The following is a 16467-nucleotide window of genomic DNA, read 5'->3' on the forward strand; positions in this document are numbered from 1 at the left end:
GTCCTTCGTGACTTCGTTGTGCCCTTTGTGATGAACCAGCACCCTGGGCAAGCACACGGGCCTGAAACTTCAACTCCAACACCGAGCGGTCTACGTCCTGCGCCAGACACAGGGGGCATTTGAACGGCCAAGCTGAGACCCTGGGTCTGCCCGCGCGTTCCGACCGCGACCTCCCCCGCAGTCAGGACCTCCCCCATGGCCAAGCGCCCCACCACGACCACGACCCTCGGCAATGCCGGGGAGCTTCACCAGACCGCCTCGACGCCCGAGACGCGGCTGACGACCAATCACGGCGTCCCCGTCAGCGACAACCAGAACACCCTGTCGGCCGGGCCGCGCGGCCCGCACCTGCTGGAAGACTTCGTCCTGCGCGAGAAGATCCAGCATTTCGACCATGAGCGGATCCCCGAGCGGATCGTCCACGCCCGCGGTTCGGCCGCCCACGGCGTGTTCGAACTGACCGAGAGCCTGTCCGACGTCACCACCGCCGCCATCCTGACCGAGGTCGGCAAACAGACCGAGGTCTTCACCCGCTTCTCGACCGTGGCCGGCGGGGCCGGGTCGGTCGACACACCGCGCGACGTGCGGGGCTTCGCGGTCAAGTTCTACACCACCGAGGGCAACTGGGACCTGGTCGGCAACAACATCCCGGTCTTCTTCATCCAGGACGCGATCAAGTTCCCCGACCTGATCCACGCCGTGAAGATGGAGGCCGATCGGGGCTATCCGCAGGCGGCCTCAGCCCACGACACCTTCTGGGACTTCATCGGCCTGATGCCCGAGAGCACCCACATGATCATGTGGGCCATGTCGGACCGGACCATCCCGCGATCCTTGCGCATGATCGAGGGTTTCGGCGTCAACACCTTCCGCCTGATCAACGAAGCGGGCGAGCCGACCCTGGTCAAGTTCCACTGGCGGCCGCGTCTCGGCACCCAGTCGACTTGCTGGGACGAGGCGGTCAAGATCGCGGGCGCCGATCCCGACTATCACCGCCGCGACCTGTTCGAGGCCATCGACAACGGCGACTTCCCCGAATGGGACTTCGGCGTCCAGCTGCTGACGCAGGCGGAGGCCGACGCCCTGCCGTTCGACGTGCTGGACGCGACCAAGCTGATCCCCGAGGAGCTGTATCCGGTCCGCGTCGTCGGCAAGCTGACGCTGAACCGCAACCCGGACAACTTCTTCGCCGAGACCGAACAGGTCGCCTTCCTGCCGACCAACGTCCCGCCCGGGATCGACTTCTCCGAGGATCCCCTGCTGCAGGGTCGGCTGTTCTCCTACCAGGACACCCAGCTGTCGCGTCTGGGCACGGTCAATTTCCACCAGATCCCGATCAATCAGGCCAAGGGCTGCCCGTTCCAGAACCTGCAGCGCGACGGCCAGATGCAGATGCAGGTCCCCAAGGGCCGCGCCAACTACGAGCCCAACAGCCTGGCCGAGGCCGGGGAGGAGGGCGGTCCGCGCGAGGATCCGAAGGGGGGCTTCCGCTCCTTCCCGCAGCCGGTCGAGGGCACCAAGATCCGCATCCGCGCCGAGACCTTCGCCGACCACTACAGCCAGGCGCGGCTGTTCTTCCGGTCGCAGAACCCCAGCGAACAGGCCCACCTGGCCAGCGCCCTGGTGTTCGAACTGTCCAAGGTGACGCTGGAACACGTGCGGCTGCGCGTGCTGGCCAATCTGCAGAACGTGGATGACAGCCTGGCCCAGCGCGTCGCCGACGGGCTGAACATGGACCTGCCGAAGCCATCCGAGGCCGCGTCGGAGCCGTTCGACATGGACGACAGCCCGGCCCTGCGCATCATCGGCAAATATCCGGACACGCTGAACGGCCGTCTGGTCGGGATCGTCGTCGCCGATGGCTCGGACGGCGCGATCGTGGACCAGGTCCGCGCGGCGGCGGAGGCCGAGGGGGCCACGGTCCAGATCATCGCCCCCAAGGTCGGCGGGGCGGTGCTGGAGGACGAGACGATCCTGAAGGCCGACCGCCAGCTGGCGGGGGCGCCGTCTGTCCTGTTCGACGCCGTGGCCCTGGTCCTGGCGGGCGGGGCGACGGCCCAGCTGCTGAAGGAGGCCGCCGCCATCGACTTCATCCGCGACGCCTTCGGCCATCTGAAGGCCATCGGCTTCACGCCTGAGGCCCAGCCCCTGCTGGACAAGGCCGGGGTCGAGCCGGACGACGGCGTGATCGACCTGTCGGGCGGGACCGACGACTGGGTGGTCCAGGCCGCCACGCGCCAGTGGGATCGCGAGCGCAAGGTCCGCATCCTGGCTTGATCGAAGGCGGGTTTCGGCAGTTTCGGCTGAAACCCGTCCATCCCCTCACGCTTTGTTACAGGCCGGTCTCGCCTTCGCGCGCGCAGCGCGTTAGTCAGGGCGTCAACCGAGCGGGGTCTACCCGCCGACGGCATTCGAACGCAGGGGACTACCGATGACTCAGTGGGTGTATGGCTTCGGCGGCGGATCCGCCGACGGCGACGCGTCGATGAAGAACCTGCTGGGGGGCAAGGGGGCCAACCTGGCGGAGATGGCCAGGCTGGGCCTGCCGGTGCCGCCCGGCTTCACCATCACGACCGAGGCCTGTGTCCAGTATTTCTCGAATGGCAACACCTATCCGGCCGATCTGGCCGATCAGGTCGCGGTCGGCCTGAAGGCCGTCGAGGCCGTAGTCGGCAAAACCTTCGGCGACGCCGCCAACCCCCTGCTGGTCTCGGTCAGATCGGGCGCCCGCGCCTCCATGCCCGGCATGATGGACACGGTCCTCAACCTGGGCCTCAACGACCAGACGGTCGAGGGTCTGGCGACCCTCAGCGGCGATCGCCGCTTCGCCTTCGACTCCTACCGCCGCTTCATCACCATGTATTCGAACGTGGTGCTGGGCTTGAGCCACGACGATTTCGAGGAGGTCCTGGACGATCACAAGGACCGTCTGGGCGTCACCATCGACACCGATCTGTCGGCCGGCGACTGGGAGAAGGTCGTCGCCGAGTACAAGACCGTGGTCGAGCGCGAGCTGGGCGCCCCGTTCCCCCAGGATCCGCACGAACAGCTGTGGGGCGCGGTCTCGGCCGTCTTCGCCAGCTGGATGAACGACCGGGCCAAGTTCTATCGCCGGATGCACGACATTCCCGAAAGCTGGGGCACGGCCGTGAACATCCAGTCGATGGTGTTCGGCAATATGGGCGAGACCTCGGCCACCGGGGTCGCCTTCACCCGCAACCCCTCGACCGGGGAGGCCCGCCTGTACGGCGAGTTCCTGATCAATGCCCAGGGCGAGGACGTCGTCGCCGGCATCCGCACGCCCCAGTCCCTGACCCTGGCGGGCCGCGAGGAGATGGGCGAGACCGCCCCCTCGATGGAAGAGGCCATGCCCGAGGTCTTCGCCCAGTTCGTCGACGTGGTCGGCAAGCTGGAGACCCACTACCGCGACATGCAGGACATCGAGTTCACGGTCGAACAGGGCCGGCTGTGGATGCTGCAGACCCGCAACGGCAAGCGCACCGCCAAGTCGGCGCTGAAGATCGCCGTCGACCTGGCCGCCGAGGGCGTGATCACCGAGGAGGAGGCCATCAGCCGGGTCGAGCCCTCGGCCCTGGACCAGCTGCTGCACCCGACCCTGGATCCCAGCGCAACCCGCCACGTCGTGGCCGCCGGCCTGCCCGCCAGCCCCGGCGCCGCGACCGGCAAGGTCTGTTTCGACGCCGACGAGGCCGAGCGGCTGAACCAGCTGGGCGACGCCGTCATCCTGGTGCGCGAGGAGACCTCGCCGGAGGACATCCACGGCATGCACGCGGCGCGCGGCATCGTCACGGCGCGCGGCGGCATGACCAGCCACGCGGCCGTGGTCGCGCGCGGCATGGGCCGTCCCTGCGTCTCCGGCGCCGGCGAGATCCACATCGACGAGAAGGCCCAGACCTTCACCGCCCGCGGCCGCACCTTCAAGGCCGGCGAGATCATCACCATCGACGGCTCCAAGGGCGAGGTGCTGGACGGGGCCGTGGCCATGATCGAGCCCGAGCTGACCGGCGATTTCCAGACCCTGATGGCCTGGGCCGACAAGGTCCGCCGCCTCAAGGTCCGCGCCAATGCCGAGACCCCGCTGGACGCCCGCACCGCGCGCGGCTTCGGGGCCGAGGGCATCGGCCTGTGCCGCACCGAGCACATGTTCTTCGACGAGGCCCGCATCGCCGCCGTGCGCGAGATGATCCTGGCCGACGACGAGGCCGGCCGTCGCCTGGCCCTGGCCAAGATCGAACCGTTCCAGAAGTCCGACTTCGTCGAGCTGTTCACAATCATGGCCGGCCTGCCGGTCACGGTGCGCCTGCTGGATCCGCCGCTGCACGAGTTCATCCCGCATACGGACGAGGACATCGACGCGCTCGCCGCCACCTCCGGCATCGACGCCGCCAAGCTGAAGCGGCGGGCCAAGGAACTACACGAGACCAACCCCATGCTGGGCCACCGCGGCTGCCGCCTGGGCGTCGCCTATCCCGAAATCTACGAGATGCAGGTCCGGGCCATCCTGGAGGCGGCGCTCGAGGTGAAGAAGACCGCCGCCGAGGCCCCCATCCCCGAGATCATGCATCCCCTGGTCGCCATGGGTCTGGAGATGAAATACCTGCGCGAACTGACCGACCGCGTGGCGAAGGACGTGTTCGACAAGGCGGGCGACCGCGTCGACTACCTCGTCGGCACCATGATCGAACTGCCCCGCGCTGCCCTGAGGGCCGGGGACCTGGCTGAACACGCCGAGTTCTTCTCCTTCGGCACCAACGACCTGACCCAGACCACCTTCGGCATCAGCCGCGATGACTCCGGCCGCTTCCTGCAGGCCTATATGGACAAGGGCATCTTCGAGACCGACCCCTTCGTCCGTCTGGACCAGGAAGGCGTCGGCGACCTGATCCGCATCGCCGCCGAGCGGGGCGGGGCGGTGCGTCCGGACATCAAGATGGGGATCTGCGGCGAGCACGGCGGCGACCCCGCCTCGATCGCCTTCTGCGAACAGGTCGGTCTGGCCTACGTCAGCTGCAGCCCCTACCGCGTGCCGATCGCCCGGCTGGCGGCGGCCCAGGCGGCCCTCAGCGTCGAGCGCGAGAAGGATCGGTGAGGGCAAACCTTCTCCCCTTGCGGGAGAAGGTGGCAGCCGAAGGCTGACGGATGAGGGGTACGAGGATGCGGAAGAGATGGGTCGAGCAGGCCCACACCGGCAAGAGCGGGAGTCACCCCTCATCCGACCTCGCTGCGCTCGGCCACCTTCTCCCGCAAGGGGAGAAGGGATTATGAGGCTTGCCGTCATCGGCCCCGGGGCCATCGGCGGCACTGTCGCCGCCTGGCTGTCGCGCAGCCCCCGCGTCGCCGAGGTGACCCTGTGCGCCCGCACGCCGCTGGACCGGCTGGTCGTCGAGACACCGGACGGCTCCGTCATCGAGGCCCGGCCCAGGGTCGTCACCGACCCTGTTCAGATCACCGCCCCGGTCGACTGGGTGCTGATCGCCACCAAGGCCTATGATGTCGTGGGCACGGGCGCATGGCTGGCCCCGCTGGTCGGGCCGGAGACGCGGGTCGCCGTGCTGCAGAACGGCGTCGAGCATGTCGAACGCTTCAACCCCTATCTGCCGGCCGACCGTATTCTGCCCGTCGTCATCGATGTGCCCGCTGAACGCAGCGCCCCCGGCCGGATCCGTCACCGCCGCGACGGGACCATCGTGGTGCCGGTCGGGGCGGCGGGCGAGGCGTTCGTCGCCCTGTTCGCCGACAGCGTCATCGTTGCCTCCACCACGGAAGATTTTACCACCGTCGCCTGGACCAAGCTGGCCCTGAACTGCGCCGGGGCGGTCAATGCCCTGACCGGCCGGCCCGGCGGCGTGGTGCGTGCGGCGGGCATCGGCGCGCTCATGCGAGGCATGGTCCGCGAATGCGTCCTGGTCGGTCGCGCGGTCGGGGCCGACCTCGGCGATCACCTGCCGGACTGGGTCGTCGAACGGGCCGAGACCTCCCCGCCGGATTCCGTCAACTCCCTGTTGGCCGACCGTCTGGCGGGCCGACCGATGGAATGGGACGCCCGCAACGGAGTCATCGCCCGGCTGGGCAAGGCCCACGGCATCGCTACGCCTCTGAACGGAATGGCGGCCCTGATCCTGTCTGCGGCCGATTGAGGCAAGAAGGCGGCAAGTCTAACGCTGTCTGTGCTTCGCCGCCCACAGTTTCGGTTCTGTAACGATCCAGCCATGGAACGGTCGAAAGCAATACCTACTTGAGCTCTCGCTGGATGGGGCAGGGACATGTCGTCCCACATCTAGAGGATACAAGAAACAATGCGTAACCTTCTTCTCGCAACCGCTGCTCTAACTGTGTTCGCCGAGCCCGCAGCTGCGCAAAGCGTTCAGGGCCCGACCTACTCCGGCTCGATCGGTTACACGCAACTGGACAGCGACGACGGCGATCTCGGCGCGATCACCGCCCGCCTCGACGCCCGCCTGCATCCGAATTTCGGCCTGGAAGGCGAAGCCTCCGTCGGCGTGCGCGACGAAGACTTCAGCGTCGGCGGCGTCAACGGCTCGCTCGAGCATGACTATGATGCCGCCGCCTATGCCGTCGGTTACCTGCCGCTCAGCCCGAACCTCGAACTGTTTGGCCGCGTCGGCTACGGCACGACCCAGATCAAGGCCGACGTGGCCGGTTTCGAAGCCACCGAAGATGGCGAAAGCGTCAACTACGGCGTCGGCGCCAACTACTTCTTCGACGGCGTCAACGGCATCCGGGGTGACATCACCCGTCGCGACTTCACCGACGACAACGGTGGCGAAGTCGACACCTACGGCGTCAGCTACGTCCGCCGCTTCTAGGATATCGCGTTCCCTCCCCATCCCTAGGATGGGGAGGGCGACCGGCTAAAGCCTAGCCCGGTTCCGCGACCAGGGCCCAGCGCATCGACCCGTCGCCGAACGGCCGCGTGAACCATTCGGAATAGCGTTCGAACGCCTCCACCACGGACTGGCGCAGGTCCTGTGTCACCGGCTCGCCGCGTTGACGCTTCAGGGCCGCGACGCAATCGATGACCACGTTCTGATGCGCTGAGCCGCCGAGCGACTTCAGCACCATGGCCACGTCACGCGCGAGCGATTCAAGGAAACCGGGGGTTTTGGCGGGCGATTGGTTCATGGGAGGACTCCGTGCCGCTCGGCGTCTGGTGGCGGATACGTCACAGACCGCAACCAAAAGCGCAAGCTATGCCGGTGTTCGATGGCTCATCTATTTGTGATCTGTTCGGCAACCGGGGATCGCGGAAGGCATTGAAGCGGCTTCAACTCTCCTGAGACATGCCCATGATCGACCTGTACCCGGCGCTCGGCTTCGGCTTTCCTGACGCGGTGGATGTGATGGTCTTCGCGGCGCGGGTCGTGGTGGGGCTGATGTTCTTCCTGTCCGGCTTCTACAAGCTGTTCACCCGAGACAGCGCTCTGAAGATGGCCAAGACCATGGTGGAGGCGGGGATCGCCGCCCCGCGCCAGACCGCCCGCTTCGTATCGGTCTGCGAGCTGGTCTTCGGGGCCCTGCTGGTCATGGGGCTGCTGACCAGCCTCGCGGCCCTGGTCCTGTTCGTCATTTCGACCGTCGCCCTGATCACCGTGGCGTCGAAATCGGTCGAGGGCACTTCGTTCGGCTATCGCCTGTCCAGCTATCTGGACCTGCCCGAGACCCTGCTGATGCTGGTCCTCGCGGCCCTGATCGTGACGGGTCCGGGCCTCTACAGCCTGGACACCGCCCTGTTCGCCGGGCGCTAGCGTTTGCGGACGAACACCGTCCCGGCCGAATAGCCGGCGCCGAAGCTGCAGATCAGCCCCGTTTCGCCCGCCACAAACCCGTCGTTGTGCAGGTGGAAGGCGATGATCGACCCGGCGGAGCTGGTGTTGGCATAGTCGTCCAGGATGATGACGTTCTCGGCCTCGGTCGGATCGCGGCCCAGCACCTTGCGGCCGATCATCGAGTTCATGTTGATGTTGGCCTGGTGCAGCCAGAGGCGTTTCAGTTCGGTCGGGTCGAGACCCAGATCTCCCGCATGGTCGACGATCATGTCCGACACCATCGGCACCACATCCTTGAACACCTTGCGGCCCTGCTGGATGAACAGCTTGTCCGGCGCGCCGATGCCCTCGGGCGCGGCGTTGTTCAGGAAGCCGAAATTGTTGCGGATATTGTTGGAGAAGACCGTCTTCAGCCGCGTGCCCAGAATGTCCCAGCCACCCGGGCCGGCGGTGTCCGACGACTCCACGATCACCGCCGTGGCCACGTCACCGAAGATGAAATGGCTGTCGCGGTCCTTGAAGTTCAGGTGGGCGGAACAGACCTCGGGGTTCACCATCAGCACGGCCTTGACCGAGCCGCCGGCGATGAAGTCGGCCGCCGTCTTGATGCCGAAGGTGGCCGAGGAACAGGCCACGTTCATGTCGAAGCCGAAGCCCTCGATGCCCAGCGCCTGCTGGATCTCGACCGCCAGGGCCGGATAGGGGCGGGGCATGTTGGAGGCGGCGCACAGCACCGCGCCGATCTCGGACACCGGCTTGCCCCAGGCCTCGATCGCCTGACGCGCCGCCTTCACCGCCATCTCGGCCATGATCGACAGCTCGTCGTTGGACCGCTCGGGGATGTTGGGAGCCATCCGCTCGGGGTCGAGCACGCCGGCCTTGTCCAGCACGAAGCGGCTCTTGATGCCCGACGCCTTCTCGATGAAGGCCTCGGACGAGGGCGTCAGGGCGGCGACGTCGCCCTCGGCGATCTGGCCTGCGTGTTCGGCGTTCCACCGCTCGGCCCAGGCGTTGTAGGCCCCGACCAGTTCGGCGTTGGAGATGGATTGTTCGGGGGTGAACAGGCCGGTGGCGGCGATAACAGCGTGGGTCACGGGTCGTGCGTATCCTTTGGGGACGCTCTCAATAGGCCGGTGGGGCGCGTCGGTCGAGACTGGCGTTGATCCCCTTCCACCAACGCGCGATCTGGTTCGCCGGCGCGGCCGGGGGCGGGTCGTTCCGCGCCGCGATCAGGGCGGTGACCAGATCCTCGGCCTCGCACGGCCAGCCCTCGGGCGTGACGTAGATCGGGTATTCGATCAGCGCCGCCGCCACCAGGGCGTCCAGGCCGGCCCGCCGCGTCCGCCGCTCGAAGATCATGGCGTCGTGGGTCAGGCCCCAGCCGCCGTAGAACGGCCGACCATAGGTCGCCACCGCCTTGCCGCGCAGCAGGGCCTCGAATCCGGACAGGGAGGTCAGCGTCGCCAGCACGTCGCAGGCGTCCAGACAATCGACGATGTCCAGCCCATCCGCCGTGGCGTCGACGGCTTCGATGGCCGAGGCGTCCAGCATGCCCGGCCGGTTGCCGCTCATCACGTCCGGATGGTTGCGATAGATCAGGAAGGCGTCCGGAAAGTCCGCCCGCGCCGCCGCCACCAGGCCCGAGTTGGTGCGGATGTCGCCGCAGCCCTTCAGGATCGACTTGTCGTTCTCGACCTGGCCGACGACCAGGACCTTGCGGCGGTCAATGGGCCAGTCCGGTCGCGCCGCGCCCCCCGACAGATTGTATTTCGACAGGCCCGCCTCGACCACGCGCGACCGCAGCCGCGCGGCCCGGGCCAGCATCGCCGCGTCCTGCGCTCCGCCCTCGATCAGCGTCTCCAGCCGCGAGGGTCGGGTCGGGTCGTAATAGACGCCCTGGTCGTCCAGGGCGACGCTCAACGCCCCGAAGAAGTCGGACCCCAGGCCGCGCGAACGGATGAATCCGTCCTCCATCCTCACCACCGGCATGGTGGTGCGGGCCGCCACGGCCGCGATCCGCGGCGTCTCCTTGCCGGCCCAGTAGATCAGCCGGCCAGCGCTCGCCCGAGCGTGGTCGGCTGCCTTCTCGGGGTTCCCGAAATACGTCAGCCGGGTGCGGGGCCCGTTCAGCAGCCGCCGGATCGGCGGCCGTTTGGCCGGCGAGAAGCCGACGGCGGCCCAGTCCCCGGCCAGCCGCTCGGCCCGGTCGCGCAGGGCCACCAGCCGCTCCAGCGCCGCCTCGACCTCGCAGCGCCGGCCCGTCACTGGATCGACGTAGCGGGTGTATTGGATTATCGCGGCGGCCACGACCGTCTCCAGATCGCGCGCCACGCCCCGTCGCCCGGTCTGGACCGCGTCCGTGGTCAGGCCCCAGCCGGAATAGAAGCTGGCCCCGAAACAGCGCACCGGCAGGCCCCGCATCAAGGCCTCGAACCCCAGGGCCGAGGTCACGCACCACACCTGGTCCACCTCGGCCAGCAGGTCCGCCGGCCGGACGTCGGTGTCCAGCAGGGTGACCCCGGCCAGGTCCGCCTCGGCGATACAGCCGTGTTTGCGCCCCGCCGCCACCGCCGGGTGCCGTTTGACGATCAGCTGGGCGTCCGGATGCTCGGCCTTCGCCGTCGCCACCATGGACGCGAAACTCTCGGGTCCCGCAAGGCCGAAGGCGATCGAGGCATCCCCCGCGGTCTGGTCGACCAGCAGGATGCGCGGCCTTGCCTGCAGGATCGACCGATCCAGGGGCCCGCCCATATTGGTCTTGGAGATCCCCGTGGCGACGATCCGGTCGATCAGGGCCCGCGCTCGCGTCCGCAGGGCGGCGTCGCACCAATCATCGGCCGTCTCGATCCAGCGCTCCAGCCGCGAGGGCCGCGTCGCGTCGTAGTAGATGCCCAGATCGTCCACGATCAGACTGACCGACGCCGCCCCGGTCTCGCCCAGGCCGATGGACCGCAGGAACCCGTCCTCCAGCGCCAGATAGGTTAGGCCTTCCCGCGCCGCCCGCGCGCGGCCGACCTTCGACGTGGGCTTCAGGCCCCAGCCCGCGACCGCCTCCACCGGGGCGACAGGGTTGGAGACCAGCGCCAGATCGTCCAGAAAGGTCGCGAGGAAGGGCACCTTCCAGATCCCGGGCGCACAGATCCAGGCGCGTTTCCGGTCGGCGGACGGGGAGGGGGATGGGGTCAAGCGAGGGCTTTCTGCGAAGCGCCAGCCTCTAGCGACAGGCCGTCGCCCGGTCCAGCAGCGCCTGCGCCTGGACCAGATGCAGCCGCTCCACCATGGCCCCGTCGACCCGGATCGCTCCCCGACCCTCAGCATCCGGCGCGGCGAAGGCCGCGACGATCGCTTGCGCCGCTTCCACCTCGGCTTCGCTGGGCGAGAAAACCGCGTGGGCTGCCGCGATCTGGTTGGGATGGATCAGGCTCTTGCCGTCGAAACCGTACAGCCGGCCCTGGGCGCACTCGGCGGCCAGACCGTCCGGATCGTCCAGCCGGTTGAACACGCCGTCGATCGCCGCCAGCCCGTGGGCCTTGGCCGCCGCCACCGTGGCGGCGAGCCAGGGCTTCAGCGGCTCGCGGTCCGGCGTCGCCCCCGTCCCCAGGGTCTTGGCCAGGTCGTTAACCCCCAGCATCAGGGCCCCCAATGGCCCGCCCGCCGCCGCGATCTGGGGCAAGGCGAACAGGGCGCGCGGCGTCTCGATCATGGCGCACAGCGTCACGCCCGCGTGCATCCGGGCCTCATAGGCGTCGACGGTGCCGGCATCCTCGACCTTGGGGGCGACGATCCAGTCCAGCCGGGCGCCTTGCGCGCACAGACGGGTCAGGGCGGCCAGATCCGCCTCGCCCCAGGGGGTGCCCAGGGCATTGACGCGCACCGCCACCTGTCCGGCGAAGCCCCCGGCCCGCACGGCCTCCAGCGCCGCCGCCCGGGCCTCCAGCTTCTGGTCCGGCGCGACGGCGTCCTCCAGGTCCAGCACGGCGATGTCGCAGGCCAGGCCACGCGCCTTCTCAACGGCGCGCGCGTTCGAGGCGGGCAGGAACAGGACGCTGCGGGTCAGTCTCATCTCAGACACGACCGGTCACGGGCATCAGGGCCCCGGTCATGGCCCGGCTGTCCGGCGAGGCCAGGAACAGCATGACCTCGGCCAGGTCGGCCGGCGCGACCCATCGGGCGGGGTCCGCATCCGGCATGTCCGCCCGGTTGGCGGGGGTGTCGATGATCGAAGGCAGGACGGCATTGACGGTGACCGACGTGGTCTTCAACTCCTCGGCCAGGGCCTGGGTCAGGCTGTGCACCGCCGCTTTCGAGGCCGCATAGGCCCCCATGCCGGCCCCGGCCTTCAGCGCCGCCGCCGATCCGACATTGACGATCCGTCCCTCGGTCGAGCGCTTCAGATGGGGCAGGGCGGCGCGGCTGGCGTTCAGGGCGGTGGTCAGGTTCAGGGCGAACATCCGGTCCCAGGCGGGCGCGGCGTCGTCCGTGGTCTGCCAGACGAAGGCGCCGGCGATGTTCAGCAGGGCGTCGATGGCCCCGAACCGTTCGACGACCCGCGCCATGGCCGCCTCGGCCGCGGCGGCATCGGTCAGGTCCACGCCGCCGATCTCCAGCGCCTCGCCGGGGGCGGAGCCACCGCTGGCATGGTCGATCACGGCCGCCCGCAGCCCGCGCGCCAGGGCCGCCTCGACCACGGCCCGGCCCAGCACCCCGTGCCCGCCGGTCACCACGATGACCCGATCGTTCATGCGCCGTCTCCGAAAACCTTGGCCATCAGCCGCTCCAGCGCCTGGGCGTCCACCGTATCGAACGCGGCCTGGGTTGTCGCATCCACGTCGAAGACGGCGATCAGGTCGCCTGCGGCGTCAAACACCGGCACGACGATCTCGCTTTCCGACCGTCCGTCGCAGGCGATGTGGCCGGGAAAGGCGTGCACATCCTCAACGATCTGCGTCTGACGGCTCTCGGCCGCCGTGCCGCAGACTCCGCGCCCAAAGGCGATCCGCAGACACCCGAGCGTCCCCTGATAGGGCCCGACCACCAGCTCGCGATTTCGATCTGGATCAACCACATAGAAGCCGGTCCAGAAATAGTCGCCGAACGCATCCGCCAGCATGGAGGCCACCGTGGCCATCCGCGCGACGCGGTTCGGCTCGCCGTCCAGCACCGCCAGAATCTCCGATTCGACCTCCAGATAGGCGCTGGCCTTATCGGCGGGGCGGTCTTGGCGGGCAACATAGGACATCGAGGGCTCTGACGGACGGATGCAGGAGAGCTGCGAAATATAGGGCCGCGGGCCTCGGTGGGCGAGGTTTAAGCGCCGTCAGACCATAAACCCATGTTTTTCAGGCCTTAAGCTTAGCAGCGACGGATTTGTGCGGCGGTATGGCAACGCTTTGTCATGGAACGGTGTTAACCATGACTGCATCGTCACTGGACCGGAACGCTGGTTTCGGAAATGGTTAACGGGGGCAGAGGGCTGTCCGCTCCGCAGAACGGGTGTGCATATGGACGATCGCAAGACCAGAAAGGACCACCGCTCGTCTCGTCGGACCCGCGGTGTGACGACCGCCGCGCCTGTCGTGGCGGTCCTCGGTCTGGTGGCCGTCGGTCTCGCCGGATGCGGGGAGAACGTCCCGGCGTTCTGGCAGCGCGCCGACAATGCGGCGGCCAACCAATGTCCCCGCCCGCAGCTGGTGACCGGGTCCGAGTTCAACGCCCAGGAGGCCGGGCTTCGCGCCCTGCGCCGCGCCGCCTTCCGGGGCGACGTCTTCGCCCAGCTCGAGCTGGGGTCTCGCTACGCCGCCGTGCGCGCCACGGACAAGAATATCGAAGACCCGATCGAGAGCGCGGTCTGGACCGGCCTGGCCCTGGCCAATGACGAGGGCTATGCCCCGATCAACCGAGTCAATCGCGGCGGCTGGGGCGGCTTCCGCTCCAAGTCGCGCTATGACGACTGCCGGGCCTGGGAGCGCCACGTCGCCTATCAGCGGTTGGACCGTCAGCTGAGCCAGATGACGATCGACGAACAGGCCGCCGTCCGCGACCGCATGATCTATGTGCTGTCGACCCAGGACGCCGAGGGGTATCGCACCCTGGCCCGGCTGCATGACTCCCTCTACGGCCCGTTCGGCGAGCCGTCGGACAATCGAGAGGCGCGCGAGGCCATCGGCCAGAACGCGAACGGCTCGGCGAACCCCCGCCGGGGCGGCTATCATTCGGCGACCGCCCTGTTCCCCCGCAACGACGTGGACGCCTATCTGTACAACTACCTCGCGACCCAGACCGGCGACGTCGGTTCCTATGTGCTGCTGAAGGATTTCGAGCGCTCCTCGCCGGGTCGCTCGCGCTACGGGACGTTCGTGGAGGCCAAGGCCCGCCAATGGGTGCCGCCGTTCGAATTCTATCCCAACGACGCGCCCGCCTCGGGCGTGCCGTTCTCGGACGAGAGCCGGCCGCGCGGCGACGCCTATGAATATGCCCTGGGTCGCATGACCGAACTGCCCTTCGTCCACGTCGGCCGGGCGTTGAAATACCTCGGCGTCACCGAAACGGTCGCCGTCGCTCCGGCGGCCCTCAGCGCGCGGCAGATCCAGACGCTGGAGGCGATGCTCGGCCACGACATGGAGTCGCGGCTGTCGTATCAGGAGATGGTCCGCGCCATCCAGCTGGCGGCCGTCAACGGCTCGTCCGAGGCCCAGCTGGTGCTGGCGGTGATGTATTCCGAGGGAATCGGGGTGCCGCCGGATTATGCCCGCGCCTTCCACTGGTACTCCCAGGCCGACAAACAGGGATCCCCGGAAGCCAAGTTCGCGATCTCGACCTATTTCGCGCTCGGCGTGGCCGGGGTCGCCGATCAGGACAAGGCCGAGGCGGTCGCCGCCCGCATCGACTCGGCCCTGGCGGGCTTCGGCCCCTCGGCCTCTCGGCTGCAGGCCGTCCTGTCTCAAGTTTCCCGCTCGCAGCGCCGTTAGGAGGGGCTGAACCGATGAAGACGCTGATCCTTGCCGCCTCCGCCCTGGCCCTCGCCCTGTCCTCCGCCCCCGCAGTCGAGGCCCAGACCGCCGCCCGGGTCGAAGGCCAGACCCGGCCGAACTTCGGTCTGTTGCTGGATCCGCCCAGCCGCCAGCGCGCGCGCACCCATCGCCGCTGGAGCTATGGCCAGCGCTATCCCGGCTGGCGCGGCGCGCCGCCGCCGATCCACCGCCCGGTCGGGTCCGAAGAGGTCGTTCTGATCGACTGCGGCGGCAACCCCGGCAGCGGAGCGCTGGAGGCGGCCGTGCACCGCGTGCGCCCCGGCGGCACCCTGGTCATCCGCGCCCGCGGCGGGGCCTGCGTCGGCTGGATCAATGTCGACAAGCCCCTGACCATCATCGGCGAAGGCGGTTTCGACCCCCGGCGTTGGAGCGAGAACCCCTCGGCCAGTCTTCAGGCCCCCGACGGCCTGCCTTGCATCACCGTAGCCTCCGGTGTGCGGCTGGAGCTGCGCGATCTGGTCCTGACCTCGCCGAACGGGGGCGAGGCGGCCTGTATCGTCAACTACGGCGGTCAGGTGATCATGAGCCGGGCCGGGATGCGGCATTCCGGCGACGAGGCGGCGATCCTTTCGGACGGAGGCCTGGTCGACCTGCGCGACGTGGTCATCGACGCCCGCACGCTCTCGGCCGCCATCGTGGCCGACGGGGCCACGCTGACGACCTGGGAGACGGTGGTCACGGGGGCCCAGTCGGGGATCGACCTGACGCCGGGCGCCGGAGATCCCTCGCGCATCACCTCGACCACCCTGGTGGGTGCCGAAAGCCCCAACAACTACGGTCCCCGCGCCATCGGCGTCGTCGTCCGCTCGCGCCGCGACTACGGGCGGGTCGACATCAGCAACACCAAGATCTGCGGCTATGTCGAAGGCGTGGCCATCGAGGGCGCGTCAGTCACCATCGACAACTCCAAGATCTGCAAGTCCGACAAGGGCGTGGTCCTCTACAACGGCGAGGTCAATCTGACCAACAGCCGGGTTCGGGCCGAGACGGGGGTCGCCCTGGCCTCGGGTCGAGCCGTCGTCACCGACAACAGTTTCGTGGGTGTGAAGGCCGTCTTCCAGCCGGAGCCGCGGGCGCAGCTGACGGCCTCCGGCAACCGGGTCTGGTCTGCCAGCCTGTGTCAGCCGGTCTATCGCCGGGTTTACCGGGACCGCTACGCGCCCGACTGGTTCGCGCCATTCGGCGCGGCGTACACGTGCGAACGCTCGGCCTATCCGCGCGCCTGGTGGGACGAGATGGACGGGGCCTACGGTGATCCCTACAGCGCCCACCAATACGGCCCAGCCGGCTACGACCGCTTCCTTCAGGGCTATGGCTGGTACGACGCCTACGGGCGTTATATCGACCGCCCGAGACCCTTCGGCGAGGCGCGCTGGGGTGACGGACGCGGCCGGTTCTGGTGAGCGACCAGCCCGGGGCTTCGGCCTCGGGGACCGCGTTCCCGGCCCTCCCGTGGGGCGTCAGCAATGACGACTAGCCGACACAGGAACAATCAGCGCCTTGCGGACCTTTGTTCGTAGAGGTGACTGATATGAAGAACGGAAATCACGCGATCGGGGCCGAAAGGACGAGCTTTCTGGATCGTCGGATCGTGCGCGGAATGGCGTGCATTTCGGTCACGACCAGTG

Annotated in this window: 13 protein-coding genes; 7 read left to right on the forward strand and 6 right to left on the reverse strand. The window is 68.5% G+C overall.

Annotated elements, in window-relative coordinates; genetic code table 11:
* Positions 1 to 195: 195 nt before the first annotated feature.
* From BZG35_RS06160 to BZG35_RS06175, 4 genes are all read left to right on the forward strand, one after another.
* Positions 196 to 2277 carry a catalase gene (locus tag BZG35_RS06160; RefSeq protein ID WP_077354855.1) on the forward strand — a complete coding sequence of 694 codons (2082 nt, stop codon included), beginning with the start codon at positions 196 to 198 and terminating at the stop codon, positions 2275 to 2277.
* Between the two features lie 154 nt (positions 2278 to 2431).
* Positions 2432 to 5110 (forward strand): pyruvate, phosphate dikinase, encoded by a 2679-nt coding sequence (gene ppdK / locus BZG35_RS06165; protein ID WP_077354856.1) that lies wholly within the window; start codon positions 2432 to 2434, stop codon positions 5108 to 5110.
* A gap of 169 nt (positions 5111 to 5279) precedes the next feature.
* Positions 5280 to 6158 carry a 2-dehydropantoate 2-reductase gene (locus BZG35_RS06170; RefSeq protein WP_253189338.1) on the forward strand — a complete coding sequence of 293 codons (879 nt, stop codon included), beginning with the start codon at positions 5280 to 5282 and terminating at the stop codon, positions 6156 to 6158.
* Positions 6159 to 6317: 159 nt separating this feature from the next.
* Positions 6318 to 6848 carry a porin family protein gene (locus BZG35_RS06175; protein ID WP_077354858.1) on the forward strand — a complete coding sequence of 177 codons (531 nt, stop codon included), beginning with the start codon at positions 6318 to 6320 and terminating at the stop codon, positions 6846 to 6848.
* 52 nt (positions 6849 to 6900) lie between these two features.
* Here BZG35_RS06175 and BZG35_RS06180 read toward each other — a convergent pair whose 3' ends face one another.
* Positions 6901 to 7164, reverse strand: a complete 264-nt coding sequence (locus BZG35_RS06180; protein ID WP_077354859.1) for a hypothetical protein — start codon at positions 7162 to 7164, stop codon at positions 6901 to 6903.
* Positions 7165 to 7328: 164 nt separating this feature from the next.
* Here BZG35_RS06180 and BZG35_RS06185 point away from each other — a divergent pair, with 164 nt between their 5' ends.
* Positions 7329 to 7787, forward strand: coding sequence for a DoxX family protein (locus tag BZG35_RS06185; protein WP_171981894.1), 459 nt, complete (start codon positions 7329 to 7331; stop codon positions 7785 to 7787).
* Here BZG35_RS06185 and BZG35_RS06190 read toward each other — a convergent pair.
* Genes BZG35_RS06190 through BZG35_RS06210 form a run of 5 tightly spaced genes read right to left on the reverse strand, consistent with a single transcriptional unit; the run spans position 7784 to position 13047 of the window.
* On the reverse strand, positions 7784 to 8902 hold the full coding sequence (locus BZG35_RS06190; RefSeq protein WP_150125956.1) for a beta-ketoacyl-ACP synthase III: 1119 nt from the start codon (positions 8900 to 8902) through the stop codon (positions 7784 to 7786). The genes BZG35_RS06185 and BZG35_RS06190 overlap by 4 nt on opposite strands.
* Before the next feature lie 28 nt (positions 8903 to 8930).
* On the reverse strand, positions 8931 to 10994 hold the full coding sequence (locus BZG35_RS06195) for a capsular polysaccharide biosynthesis protein (RefSeq protein ID WP_253189288.1): 2064 nt from the start codon (positions 10992 to 10994) through the stop codon (positions 8931 to 8933).
* A gap of 28 nt (positions 10995 to 11022) precedes the next feature.
* Positions 11023 to 11871 carry a CoA ester lyase gene (locus tag BZG35_RS06200; RefSeq protein ID WP_077354862.1) on the reverse strand — a complete coding sequence of 283 codons (849 nt, stop codon included), beginning with the start codon at positions 11869 to 11871 and terminating at the stop codon, positions 11023 to 11025.
* A 1-nt stretch (position 11872) separates the two neighbouring features.
* On the reverse strand, positions 11873 to 12550 hold the full coding sequence (locus BZG35_RS06205) for an SDR family NAD(P)-dependent oxidoreductase (protein WP_077354863.1): 678 nt from the start codon (positions 12548 to 12550) through the stop codon (positions 11873 to 11875).
* The gene (locus tag BZG35_RS06210) at positions 12547 to 13047 is read right to left on the reverse strand and encodes a GAF domain-containing protein (protein WP_077354864.1); all 501 of its coding nucleotides are present in this window, start codon (positions 13045 to 13047) and stop codon (positions 12547 to 12549) included. Before BZG35_RS06210 ends, BZG35_RS06205 begins: the two co-directional genes overlap by 4 nt.
* Before the next feature lie 316 nt (positions 13048 to 13363).
* Between BZG35_RS06210 and BZG35_RS06215 the strand changes: the two genes are divergently transcribed.
* Complete coding sequence (locus BZG35_RS06215; RefSeq protein ID WP_253189289.1) at positions 13364 to 14776, forward strand: tetratricopeptide repeat protein; 1413 nt, start codon at positions 13364 to 13366, stop codon at positions 14774 to 14776.
* A 14-nt stretch (positions 14777 to 14790) separates the two neighbouring features.
* The gene (locus tag BZG35_RS06220; RefSeq protein ID WP_077354866.1) at positions 14791 to 16242 is read left to right on the forward strand and encodes a hypothetical protein; all 1452 of its coding nucleotides are present in this window, start codon (positions 14791 to 14793) and stop codon (positions 16240 to 16242) included.
* Positions 16243 to 16467: the final 225 nt, after the last annotated feature.

It is taken from the genome of Brevundimonas sp. LM2, from assembly GCF_002002865.1.
Classification (GTDB): domain Bacteria; phylum Pseudomonadota; class Alphaproteobacteria; order Caulobacterales; family Caulobacteraceae; genus Brevundimonas.